The sequence below is a fragment of the Aeromicrobium sp. genome (assembly GCF_050700635.1).
Lineage (GTDB): Bacteria > Actinomycetota > Actinomycetes > Propionibacteriales > Nocardioidaceae > Aeromicrobium.
This window is the reverse complement of the sequence record NZ_JBOHDT010000012.1, coordinates 1-11,597: the sequence shown is the minus strand read 5'-3', so window position 1 is coordinate 11,597 and position 11,597 is coordinate 1. Positions and strand designations below refer to the sequence as shown.

Sequence of the window (11,597 nt, the reverse complement as noted above, 5' to 3'; positions counted from 1 at the left end):
CGAACCGGTCGGGCTGAGGTGGCGCCGTGATGGTGATGGACGCGAAGTCGATGCGCGCGACGAGCACGCGCACCTGGGGCACCCGCGGGTCGTCGCTGTGGAGGTCGACGGCGCCCTCGGTGACCATTCCGGCGAACCCTCCGGATCGGCGAACCACCACGCGACCGGGCTCGGACCCGGTTCCTGAGCCTGTCGCAGGGTCGACGGGCTCAGGGACCGATCCGGTCGTTGAGCCGGGGGCACCTCCCGCGGCGGAGCCGTGGGGGCGCGAAACGACGCCCACCTGCCGCCACGCGTCGGTGACCACGTCGGTGTGCTCCCCGGCGGAGGCGATGACGGCCTCGGCGAAGCCGGTGAAGTCGGTGGCCGACGTGATCGCACCGCCGGTCAGCGCCTCGTACCAGATGCGACCGGCCCCCTCGGCTGAGCTGCCGCCGATCGCGGTGGCCGCGAGCTGGAAGGCACGGTTCGGGATCCCGGAGTTGATGTGGACTCCGCCGTCGTCCTCGGTCGTCTCGACGTAGTCCGCCATGGAACCGACCTGCGGGTCTCGGCCGATCCGCGCGTCGTCGTACGCAGTGCCGGGCTCGGACATCGAGCGCAATGCGCGGCCCTGGATGCCGGGCCGGAAGATGCCCTCGCCGATCAGCCAGTCGGCGTCGTTGGCATCGTGGCCGAGCACGCGCTGCTTGAGGCAGGACGCGAAGACGTCGGAGACGGACTCGTTCAACGCCCCGGACTGGCCCTGGTAGATCAGCCCGGCGGTGTGCTCGGTGAGGGCGTGGCTGAGCTCGTGCGCGAGCACGTCGATCGGCTTGGTGAACCGTTCGAAGACCTCACCGTCGCCGTCGCCGAACACCAGCTGCATGCCGTCCCAGAAGGCGTTGTCGTAGTTCTGCTCGTAGTGCACCGTGGCGATCACCGGTGCGCCTCGGCCGTCGTAGGACGAGCGGCCGTACACGTCGGTGAGCATCGCCAGCGTCGCCTCCACCCCCGCGTACGCCTCGTCGACCGCCACGTCTCCGGATGCCGGCTCGCCTGCGGCCCGCACGGGCGTGCCCGGCAGGGCTGCGGTGTTCTCGGCCGAGTGAATCGTCCAGGCGGCTCCACTCGTCGCTGCAGGAGGCCGAGGTTGCGCGGTGGCGCGGGCCGATCTCAGCCGCCGGTCGATCGCCAGGGTGCGATGACACGGATGCGAGTCGTCGCAGCCGGACGCGAGTCGCTCGAGCAGGTACGCCGGGACGAAGGAGCAGCTCATCCGTCCACCCAACCTCAGGACGCGTGCTGGCGCACCCAGGCGTGCATGGCGATGGCAGCGGCCGCGCCGGCGTTGACCGAGCGGGTCGAGCCGAACTGCGCGATGGCGTAGTGGAACGTGCAGGCCTCGAGCGCGGCCGGCGTCAGGCCCGGTCCCTCCTGCCCGAACAACATCACCGCTTCCTTCGGCAGATCGGCGGTCTCGATCGGCTCGGCCTCGGGGAGGTTGTCGATGCCGACGAGCGGCAGCCCCTCATCCCGCGCCCACGCGGCCAGGTCATCGACGTCGGGGTGGTGCACGACGTGCTGGTAGCGGTCGGTGACCATCGCCCCTCGACGGTTCCACCGCCGCTTGCCCACGATGTGCACCGCCGCGACGTTGAACGCGTTCGCGGTGCGGACGATCGAGCCGATGTTGGCGTCGTGCTGCCAGTTCTCGATCGCCACATGGAGGGGATGCCGTCGGGTGTCGAGGTCGGCGACGATCGCCTCGACCGTCCAGTACCGGTACTCGTCGACGACGTTGCGGCGGTCGCCGTGCTCGAGCAGCTCCGGGTCGAGCCGGTCGTCGTCGGGCCAATCGCCCGGCCAGGGGCCGACGCCGACCTCGCTCATGATCGACCGGCGCCGTACTCGTCGCGGTAGGCGCGTACGGCGTCGAGGTGCTCGGCGTGCGCCCCGGTCTCCTCCAGGTGCTCGACCACGTCGTCGAGCGCGACGATGGCGCGGACGCGGACGCCGAGGTCCTGCTCGACCTGCTGGACGGCCGACACGTCTCCCGGGCCGCGCTCCTGGCGGTCGATGGCCACGATGATCGCCGCGAGCTCGGCGCCGGCCGCCTCGACGATCTCGGCGACCTCGCGGATCGCGGTGCCCGCGGTGATGACGTCGTCGACGACGAGGACGCGACCGACCAGCGGAGCCCCGACGACGAGTCCGCCCTCGCCGTGGTCCTTCGCCTCCTTGCGGTTGAAGCACCAGGGGAGGTCGCGTCCGTGCTGCTCGGCCAGCTGGACGGCGGTGGCGGCGGCGATCGGAATGCCCTTGTACGCGGGCCCGAGCATGACGTCGGCGTCGATGCCGTCCTCGACGATGGTGGCGGCGTAGAAACGTCCCAGTGCGGCCAAACCGCCTCCGGTGTTCACCGCGCCCGCGTTGAAGAAGTACGGCGAGGTGCGGCCGGACTTGAGGGTGAAGCTGCCGAACCGGAGCACGTCGTGCTCGAGGGCAAACTCGATGAACTCGCGCTGGTGGGCGTGCATGGCGTCAGCCTAGGGGCGGGCTCGACGACCGCTACGACTCGGTGACCTTGCCGCTGGCCTTGTCCTCGATGGACTCGAGGTCGCCGACGACGATGCTGCGGTCGTCGGTGTGGAACAGCTCGGAGCAGGTGAGCATCGTCAGGACAGGCTCGGTGGCCTCCTCGCCCTGGATCTTCGGGTCGGGAACGTCCGCCAGCGGCCAGCCGACGGTGAAGTCGACGGTGATCGCGTCGCCGTCGTTGCGCAGCACGTAGGTGTAAACCTTGCGCCGGGTCTCGACGAACACCTTGTCGCCCTCCTTCAGCTTCAGGAAGTCACGAAACGGCTCGCCGTGCGTGACCCGGTGGCCGGCAACGGCGAAGTTGCCGATCTCGCCCGGCTTGGCGCCGGGCTCGTACCTCGCGACGCCCTCGGCCAGCGCCTTCCGGCCCTTGGAGCCGATGAGGTCACCGCCCTTGTTGATGGGAACCTCGTAGTCGTCGCCGAACCGCGGAACGCGGAGCAGCCCGATCGCGTTGCCGTCGATGCCCTTGTCCCAGTCCTTGACGATGACGGCCCTGATCTCGTCCTGCTTCTGCTTGGCGACGTAGTTGGTGCCCCAGTACTGCCAGGCGAAGTAGCCGATGAAGCCGAGACCGACGGCCACCATGAGGATGCCGAGCGCACGGATGACGCGGCGCCCGCCGGATTCGCGGATAGCGCGTCGGCCCGGGGGCGCTTGGATCGTCATGGCGACGATTGTCGCACCGGCCACCACACGATGACCGAGCACATCCGAGGAGCAGGGCCGGAGCCGATCGAGAATTTCTGCTAAAAGTGGTTGACAAGATCAGAACTCCTTTAGACTTCTCCCAGCAGGACAGATGAGGGAAACCCATCAGCACCTGCCTCGCCCCGCCGTTTCACCCCCCGAGAACGGCGGGGCGATCTAATGCCCGGCGTAGGGTCGGGTGGCGTGAAGACCCACAGCGCGCGCATCGACGGACTCGGCACCACGATCTTCGCGGAGATGAGTGCCCTCGCCCTGCGAACCGGATCCGTCAACCTCGGCCAGGGGTTCCCGGACACCGACGGACCCGACTCGGTGGTCGACGCCGCTGTCCACGCTTTGCGACACGGACGCAACCAGTACGCGCCCGGCACCGGGGTGCCCGAGCTGCGTGAGGCCGTCGCGGCCCACCAGAAACGCTGGTACGGCCTCGACCTCGACCCCGAGACCGAGGTCGCCGCCTCCACCGGCGCCACTGAGGGCATCGCCGCTGCTCTGCTCGGGCTCGTCGACCCGGGCGACGAGATCCTGGTGCTCGAGCCGTACTACGACTCGTACACCGCGGTCATCCAGATGGCCGGCGCCGTCCGGAGTCCGGTGACGCTGCGGGCTCCCGACTTCCGGCTGCCTCTGGACGAGCTGCGCGCAGCCGTCACGCCGCGCACGACCGCGATCCTGCTCAACTCCCCGCACAACCCCACCGGCGCCGTGCTCCGACGCGACGAGCTCGACGCGATCGCTGCCGTGGCCCTCGAGAACGACCTGGTCGTCATCAGCGACGAGGTCTACGAGCACTTGACGTTCGGCGTGGAGCACATTCCCATCGCCACGCTGCCGGGCATGGCCGGCCGCACGCTCACGATCTCCAGCGGCGGCAAGACATTCTCGTTCACCGGGTGGAAGGTCGGCTGGGCAACCGGCCCGGCGCCGCTCGTGCAGGCGATGCTCGGCGCCAAGCAGTTCATGACGTACACGTCCGGGGCGCCTCTGCAACCGGCCATCGCCGAGGCCCTGGCGCTGGGCGACGACTACTTCGACGCGTTCCGTGCGCGCATGCAGTCGCAGCGGGACCAGCTCTGCGAGGGGCTCGACGCCATCGGCTTCGACGTCTTCGTGCCCGACGGCACATACTTCGCCACCACCGACATCCGTCCGCTCGGCTTCGACGACGGCCTGGAGTTCTGTTTGGGCCTGCCCGAGCGTGTCGGTGTCGCCGCCATCCCGCACCAGGTGTTCTACGACGACAAGGAGGCCGGACGTCCGCTCGTGCGCTGGGCCTTCTGCAAGAAGCCCGAAGTCATCGACGAGGCCGTGCATCGCCTCGGCGGTCTGCGTCGCTAGCGAACGGGCGCGTAGCGGAGCAGCACGGTGTCGTCCGGCAGGATCTCCACGTCCAGCAGGCTGAGGCCGTTCGGCATCCACTCGGGGAAGAACGGCTTGCCGCCGCCGAGCACCACCGGGCGCTGATAGATGCGGTACTCGTCGACGAGTCCGAGCCGGGTGAGCGTCGCGGCGAGCGTGGGGCCGCCGACGTCGATCTCACCGTCGGTGGCGGCGACGACGCGGCGCAGCTCCGCATCGACGTCTTCCGAGACCAGGGTGGCGTTCGGCCCGACCTCGCTGAGCGTCGTCGACACCACCACCTTGGGCGTGGCGCGCCAGGCGGCGGCGAACTCCTCCTGGACGGCATTTCGGTTGGGGTCTTCCGTGTCCCAGTACTGCATGTCTCTGTACAGCTCGCGCCCGTACAAGCTGAGTGCCGCCGAGCTCTGGAGGTCGTTGAAGTACTGATGCAGCTCGTCGCCGGGTGTCCCGAAGTCGTCGAGGTCACCGGACGGACCGGCGACGTAGCCGTCGACCGACGTGTTCATGCCGAAGATGACGTTTCCCATGGAGTCAACGATAGGCGGGGGCCCGCTTCGGGGCCTGCGCGTCGCGGGCGAGCATCGGCAGCACCCGCGGCTTCACCAGCTCGCTCAGCACGATGACGCTGGTCGAGCGGACGACCGAGCCGGACTTGCTGATGTGCAGCAGCGTCGCCTGCAGGTCGTCGTGCGAGGTGGCCGCAATCTTGCAGACGACATCGGCGGTGCCACTGGTGACGTAGGCCTCCAGCACGTTGGGCAAGGACTCGAGCTCGTCGGTGACCGCCTCGAGCGAACCCTGGGCGATCTCGAGCGTGACGAACGCGAGCACCGGATGGCCGGCGGCGACGAGATCGACATCGGGGCCGTACCCGGTGATGATGCCGGCGGCCTCCATCTTGCCCAGCCGCGACTGAACCGTGGCCCTCGCCACCTTGGTGAGGCGCGACAGCTCGAGGTCGCCGGCGCGCGGGTTCTCCCGAAGCGCCTCGATCAGGGCAACATCCAGCGCATCCATCGGTCACTTTCCTATGCAGATTGGGCAGTTCAGAGCCATTCTACTCGGCATTGCTGGCGCGAGTGACCACCTGAAGATGTGCCGGTTGCATCGTCGGCCTGGATGCGTTGACCTGTGTGCATGAGCCTCGATCTGACCGCCACCGAACGACTCGCCCACCTCGACCTCGACCAGCTCAAGCAGCTCGTCGGACTCGTGGAGTACGACAGCGCCGCCGACCCGTTCCCCGTCACCGGATGGGACGCCGTCGTGTGGGCGGTCGGCAACGCCACGCAGGCGGCGTCGTTCTACCAGTCGGTCTACGGGATGGACCTCGTCGCGTACTCCGGCCCGGAGACCGGCAACCGTGACCACCACGCCTTCGTGCTCGAGAGCGGCGCCGTGCGCTTCGTGCTCAAGGGTGGCGTCGACCCCGAGAGCCCGATCATCGAGCACCACCGCGTGCACGGCGACGGCGTCATCGACATCGCCCTGGAGGTGCCGGACGTCGACACCTGCGTTGAGCACGCCCGCTCCCAGGGCGCCACGGTGCTGGAGGAGCCGCACGACGTGACCGACGAGCACGGCACCGTTCGCGTCGCCGCCATCGCCGCGTACGGCGACACCCGCCACTCCCTCGTCGACCGCAGCCGCTACGACGGCGCGTACCTGCCGGGCTACGTCGAGCGGCGCTCGACGATCGAGCGTCCCGAAGGGCACCGGATCTTCGAGGCGCTCGACCACGTGGTCGGCAACGTCGAACTCGGCCACATGGACGAGTGGGTCGACTTCTACAACCGCATCATGGGCTTCACGAACATGGCCGAGTTCATCGGCGACGACATCGCCACCGAGTACTCCGCGCTGATGAGCAAAGTCGTCGCCAGCGGCAACCACAGGGTCAAGTTCCCGCTCAACGAGCCGGCCGTCGGCAAGAAGCGCTCCCAGATCGACGAGTACCTCGATTTCTATCGCGGCCCCGGTGCACAGCACCTCGCGCTCGCGACCGCCGACATCCTGGCCACCGTGGACGCTCTGCGCGCCCGCGGGGTCCTGTTCCTCGAGACCCCGGAGTCGTACTACACCGACCCGGAGCTGCGGGCGCGCATCGGCGAGGTGCGGGTGCCGATCGAGGAGCTGCAGTCGCGCGGCATCCTCGTCGACCGCGACGAGGACGGCTACCTGCTGCAGATCTTCACCAAGCCGATCGGCGACCGGCCGACGGTGTTCTTCGAGCTGATCGAGCGGCATGGTTCGCTGGGGTTCGGGAAGGGCAACTTCCAGGCCCTGTTCGAGGCCATCGAGCGTGAGCAGGCACGCCGTGGAAACTTTTAGGGCAGGCAACTTCTAGGAGGCTCGGGTCATGGCCCACTACTGGTCCGCGGGGAACATCCCGCCGAAGCGTCACACCCAGCACCGGTCCGAGTCCGGCGACCTGTACCGCGAGGAGCTGATGGGCGAAGAGGGATTCAGCTCCGACTCGTCGCTGCTCTACCACGTCGGCGTGCCGTCGGCCGTGCTCGAGGCGCGCACGTGGGAGCTGCCCGACCAGGCGACCACGCCGAACGAGCCGCTCCTACCCCGGCATCTCAAGCTGCACGACCTCTTCGCGAATGGCGAGGGACGCGACCTGGTGACGGGGCGCCGGCTGGTGCTCGGCAACGGTGACGTCCGCATCTCCTACGTCGTGGCGGCCGACACGTCGCCGCTCTACCGCAATGCGACCGGCGACGAGTGCGTGTTCATCGAGGCAGGCGACGGGGTGCTCGAGACGGTCTTCGGTCACCTGCCGTTCGGCCCGGGCGACTACCTGATCGTGCCGCGCGCGACGACCCATCGCTGGGTCCTGCACGGCGAGGTCAAGGCGTACTGCATCGAGGCGAACAGCCACATCACGGCGCCAAGGCGCTACTTGTCTCGCTTCGGTCAGCTGCTCGAGCACTCGCCCTACTGCGAGCGCGACCTACGGCAGCCTTCAGAGCCTGAAGTGAGAGATGAAGGGGGCGTAGAAGTCTTCATCAAGCACCGTGGCACCGGGCCGGGCGGACTCACCGGCACCGTCCACGTCGTGCCGAGGCATCCGTTCGACGTGGTGGGGTGGGACGGCTGCCTGTACCCGTATGCGTTCAACGTCTCCGACTACGAGCCGATCACCGGGCGGGTACACCAGCCGCCGCCGGTGCACCAGGTCTTCGAGGGCAACAACTTCGTGGTGTGCAACTTCGTGCCTCGCAAGGTTGACTACCACCCGCTGTCGATCCCGGTGCCGTACTACCACTCCAACGTCGACAGCGACGAGATCATGTTCTACGTCGAGGGCGAGTACGAGGCGCGCAAGGGCTCCGGCATCGCCAAAGGTTCGATCACGGTGCACCCGGGCGGACACTCACACGGACCGCAGCCGTCCGCGATCGAGGCGAGCCTCGGTGTCGAGGCCTTCGACGAGCTGGCCGTCATGGTCGACACCTTCCGCCCGCTCGATCTCGGCGAGGGCGGGCAGGCGTGCGACGACGGCGTCTATGCCCAGTCGTGGACGTCAGGCGAGTGAGCAACACTGGCCGTATGACCGTGCTGTTCGACCGCTTCTTCGACGACGCAGCGATCTTCCCGCCCGGCAACGCCGCGATGGACGACGCCGTCCGTGCACACGTCGCAGCCATGGACTCGCCGATCGCTCGGCACGTCGGGCCGTTCGTCTGCTCGGCCTCGCGACTGTCCGGCTTGGGCGACGCCCTCGCGGCGTCCGGAATCGACGGACTCGACCTCGCGCTGGTGACCCCGGTCGGCACGGCTTCGGCCGCGATCGGCGCAGCGCACGACGACCCGCGGTTGCGACTTCGCGCCGTCGAGGTCTCGGGAGCCGAGCCCGGCGAAGACCTGCCGGCCGTGCCCAACGGCACGCTGCTCCTCGTCGAGCGGCCAATCACGGCGCGGTTCGACCTGCCGCCCGGCGCAGCGCTCAAGCTGCGCACCGGTGGTGAGACGGCGGACGCCTTCCCGGACGACCGGCGCCTCGCCACCGCCCTCTCCGATGCCATCGGTCAAGATCTGCGGTTCAAGCTGACGGCGGGCCTTCACCACGCTGTCCGGCACACCGATCCGGACACCGGGTTCGAGCACCACGGCTTCCTCAACGTCGTGCTCGCCGTGCAGATGGCGATGTCCGGTGACGAGGACGTCGCCGACATCCTGGCCGAGCGCGACGCGTCCGTGATCGCGGCCGCCGTCGCCGACCTCAACGAGCACGAGTGTGGTCGCATCCGGTCGAGCTTCCTGTCGTTCGGCACCTGCTCGGTCAGCGACCCGATCGGCGACCTGCGCAGCCTCGGCCTCCTCGAGGTGGCTGCATGACCGGCGATTTCGGTCGCTTCACGCTGCCGTACTGCTCCTTCGTGGTGCCCGGCGAGACCCGACGGCGCGTCGGCGTCGGCGTCGACACCGACGTCCTCGACCTCACCACTTCTGCTGCAGTCGTGATCCCGGACCATGCCGACCTGTTCGCCCACGGCTCTCTCGATGCCCTGCTCGCGGCCGGTTTCGAGACGTGGCACGAGGTCCGGCACGCGGTTTCGGAGTGGGTCGGCGACGAGGCCCACGAGCACGTCGTCGACCACCACCTGTCGCCGGTCGACCAGGTCGAGCTGGTGCTGCCCTTCACCGTGGGCGACTACGTCGACTTCTACGCCTCCGAGCATCACGCGACGAACCTCGGCCGCATGTTCCGGCCGGACGGCGACGCACTCCTGCCCAACTGGAAGCACCTGCCGGTCGGGTACCACGGCCGCTCGGGCACGGTCGTCGTGTCGGGCGCGTCGATCCGGCGTCCGTTGGGGCAGCGCCGAACGGCCGCCGGCGAGGTCGTGTTCGGTCCGTCGGTCCGGCTCGACATCGAGGCCGAGGTCGGCTTCGTCGTCGGGGCCGGGTCGGAGCGCGGCGAGCCAGTCGCGCTCGCGGACGCCGAACGCCACGTGTTCGGCCTCTGCCTCGTCAACGACTGGTCAGCGCGCGACATCCAGGCTTGGGAGTACCAGCCACTCGGCCCGTTCCTCGGCAAGTCGTTCGCCACGTCAGTCTCGCCCTGGGTGATTCCCATGGAGGCACTCGAGTCGGCACGCACGCATCCGCCTGAGCGCGATGTGCCACTCCTGCCCTACCTCGACGACGACCGCGCACAGCCGTGGGCGCTCGACCTCCGCCTGGAGGTGCGGCTCGGCGACGAGGTCGTCTCCCGCCCTCCGTTCGCCGGCATGTACTGGACCGCCGCCCAGATGCTCACCCACATGACCGTCAACGGTGCCACCGTCCGTCCGGGCGACCTGTTCGCGTCCGGCACGGTGAGTGGCCCCGATCGCGACCAGCGCGGCTCGTTCATCGAGCTGGGCTGGAACGGGGCCGAGCCCCTGACGCTGGCCGACGGCTCGACCCGCGCGTTCCTCGAGAACGGCGACACCGTCACCATCTCCGCCACCGCACCCGGGCCCGACGGCGAAGCACTCTGGCTGGGAGAGGTCACCGGCACGATCGTGCCTTGATCCGGCGCATCTGAGGTAGCCGCCCGACCGACATAGGGACATCGGCCGATGCCGGCGACTACCTCAGACGCGCACGATCGACATCACGGGGGCGTCCAGAAAAGGTGTCGTCATGGGGCTCAAAATCACCGACGCGGTCGAGCTGCGCGAGATCAGTGCCGCCGACGGGCATGTGCTCGACGACGTGTTCGCCGGGATGTCGGTCGAGAGCCGGATGCTGCGCTACCTCACGGTCATGCCCACACTGCCTGAGCAGGCACGACGAGTGCTCCTGGCCGTGGACGGACGTGACCACGTGGCGGTTGCCGCCTTCGTCGACGAGACTCCGGTCGGACTCGCCCGTCTGATCGCTTCCGACGGGCATCGGGCCGAGCTGGCCCTCGAGGTCGTTGATGCCTGGCAAGGCCGAGGCGTCGGGACTCTTCTGGGTCGGTGGATCCGCGATCGGGCCGCCGACATCGGCTACGCGGAGCTCGTTGCCGAGACATCGGCCGCCAACACGCGAGCGCACGCGCTGATGCGCAACGTCTTCCCGGGTGCCACGGCGGCGCGTGCCGGGACGCTCATCGTGTTCACGTTGCCGTTGCGCACCTCGCATCCCGCTGCTGCGTGACTCAGTCGAAGACACCCAAGCTCAGTGCAAACAGCACCAAGCATAGACTTCCGGCAACCATGGCGACCAGCAGCGGAAGCAGCCCGTCCCGTAAGACGTACTCGAACTCGGGCTCCCGCCGCGACGGGTAGTTCCACCGGCGACGCCTCAACGAGGCCACTGTCATCCAGAGCGCGACCGCGGTCACGGCGACACTCACCACGACGACGATCGCAGCCGAGTCCTCGATGGCGAGCCGACTGATGATGAAAGCCGCCACCAATAGCGAAAGGGTGGTGCGGCGCCACGCCAACTTCGTGCGTTCCTGATGGAGGCCGTCCGGCAACCGGGACTCGCTCACCCTCGAACGCCCAAGACGATCATCACGACCGCGACCATGGCGACGGTCCCAGCGAGCAGGAACCCGACCGCATTCGAGGGCAAGGGCAGACCATGACGCAAGGCTCGCTCAGTGTTCGCCCAGCTCATCCAGGCATGCACCGCGCAGACCAGGCCCGAGAGCCCGAGGAGAGCTGAAGCCGCCCGCTGAACGGCGTCAGAAACAGATAGCTCGAGAACATGAACAGCGGCCGCACCAGCCAGCAGCGCCAGTGTCGTACGGATCCATGCCAAGAATGTGCGCTCGTTGGCCAGCGAGAATCGCGGATCGGGCTCGTGCCCGCCACCATAGACACGGCGCGGCAATCGACGCTCCGGATCGGTCACGCATTCACAGTACTCAGGTGCGAACGGGCCATTCCCCCGTGCTGTTCGACCCATGCGAGCAGCTTCCGCTGATGCGGTTGACTCCTTCACTGTTGTTG

At 68.6% G+C, this 11,597-nt stretch carries 14 protein-coding genes; 6 read left to right on the top strand and 8 right to left on the bottom strand.

The genetic code is table 11. The annotated features are described in order from the left end of the window. The 4 genes from ACRDPN_RS00955 to ACRDPN_RS00940 form a co-directional block, all read right to left on the bottom strand. Positions 1–1,258: M4 family metallopeptidase (locus ACRDPN_RS00955; protein WP_431445452.1), on the bottom strand; the 1,258-nt coding region annotated here is incomplete at its 3' end. A gap of 14 nt (positions 1,259–1,272) precedes the next feature. Further along, positions 1,273–1,872, bottom strand: a complete 600-nt coding sequence (locus tag ACRDPN_RS00950; RefSeq protein ID WP_431445451.1) for a TrmH family RNA methyltransferase — start codon at positions 1,870–1,872, stop codon at positions 1,273–1,275. After that, entirely contained in the window at positions 1,869–2,519 is a 651-nt protein-coding gene (gene pyrE, locus ACRDPN_RS00945; RefSeq protein ID WP_431445450.1) for an orotate phosphoribosyltransferase, read from the bottom strand. Before pyrE ends, ACRDPN_RS00950 begins: the two co-directional genes overlap by 4 nt. Positions 2,520–2,550: 31 nt before the next feature. Further along, positions 2,551–3,249 carry a sortase domain-containing protein gene (locus ACRDPN_RS00940; protein WP_431445449.1) on the bottom strand — a complete coding sequence of 233 codons (699 nt, stop codon included), beginning with the start codon at positions 3,247–3,249 and terminating at the stop codon, positions 2,551–2,553. A 225-nt stretch (positions 3,250–3,474) separates the two neighbouring features. On the opposite strand from ACRDPN_RS00940, the gene ACRDPN_RS00935 reads away from it, so the two are divergent. Beyond that, positions 3,475–4,629 carry a pyridoxal phosphate-dependent aminotransferase gene (locus tag ACRDPN_RS00935; RefSeq protein WP_431445448.1) on the top strand — a complete coding sequence of 385 codons (1,155 nt, stop codon included), beginning with the start codon at positions 3,475–3,477 and terminating at the stop codon, positions 4,627–4,629. Here the strand turns inward: ACRDPN_RS00935 and ACRDPN_RS00930 are convergent. Next, positions 4,626–5,180, bottom strand: a complete 555-nt coding sequence (locus ACRDPN_RS00930) for a dihydrofolate reductase family protein (protein WP_431445447.1) — start codon at positions 5,178–5,180, stop codon at positions 4,626–4,628. The two genes, ACRDPN_RS00935 and ACRDPN_RS00930, sit on opposite strands and share 4 nt — an antisense overlap. Positions 5,181–5,184: 4 nt before the next feature. Then, the gene (locus ACRDPN_RS00925) at positions 5,185–5,670 is read right to left on the bottom strand and encodes an Lrp/AsnC family transcriptional regulator (protein ID WP_431445446.1); all 486 of its coding nucleotides are present in this window, start codon (positions 5,668–5,670) and stop codon (positions 5,185–5,187) included. 120 nt (positions 5,671–5,790) lie between these two features. Between ACRDPN_RS00925 and hppD the strand changes: the two genes are divergently transcribed. The 5 genes from hppD (at position 5,791) to ACRDPN_RS00900 (ending at position 10,794) form a co-directional block, all read left to right on the top strand. Next, entirely contained in the window at positions 5,791–6,984 is a 1,194-nt protein-coding gene (gene hppD / locus ACRDPN_RS00920; protein WP_431445445.1) for a 4-hydroxyphenylpyruvate dioxygenase, read from the top strand. Between the two features lie 28 nt (positions 6,985–7,012). Then, complete coding sequence (locus ACRDPN_RS00915) at positions 7,013–8,197, top strand: homogentisate 1,2-dioxygenase (protein ID WP_431445444.1); 1,185 nt, start codon at positions 7,013–7,015, stop codon at positions 8,195–8,197. Positions 8,198–8,211: 14 nt separating this feature from the next. Further along, entirely contained in the window at positions 8,212–9,000 is a 789-nt protein-coding gene (locus ACRDPN_RS00910) for a hypothetical protein (protein WP_431445443.1), read from the top strand. Further along, positions 8,997–10,181 (top strand): fumarylacetoacetase, encoded by a 1,185-nt coding sequence (fahA, locus tag ACRDPN_RS00905; RefSeq protein ID WP_431445442.1) that lies wholly within the window; start codon positions 8,997–8,999, stop codon positions 10,179–10,181. The genes ACRDPN_RS00910 and fahA overlap by 4 nt, the downstream gene beginning before the upstream one ends. 112 nt (positions 10,182–10,293) lie before the next feature. Beyond that, complete coding sequence (locus ACRDPN_RS00900; RefSeq protein ID WP_431445441.1) at positions 10,294–10,794, top strand: N-acetyltransferase family protein; 501 nt, start codon at positions 10,294–10,296, stop codon at positions 10,792–10,794. A gap of 1 nt (position 10,795) precedes the next feature. Here ACRDPN_RS00900 and ACRDPN_RS00895 read toward each other — a convergent pair whose 3' ends face one another. Further along, positions 10,796–11,134, bottom strand: a complete 339-nt coding sequence (locus ACRDPN_RS00895; RefSeq protein WP_431445440.1) for a DUF202 domain-containing protein — start codon at positions 11,132–11,134, stop codon at positions 10,796–10,798. Further along, positions 11,131–11,499 carry a YidH family protein gene (locus tag ACRDPN_RS00890; protein WP_431445439.1) on the bottom strand — a complete coding sequence of 123 codons (369 nt, stop codon included), beginning with the start codon at positions 11,497–11,499 and terminating at the stop codon, positions 11,131–11,133. The genes ACRDPN_RS00895 and ACRDPN_RS00890 overlap by 4 nt, the downstream gene beginning before the upstream one ends. Positions 11,500–11,597: the final 98 nt, after the last annotated feature.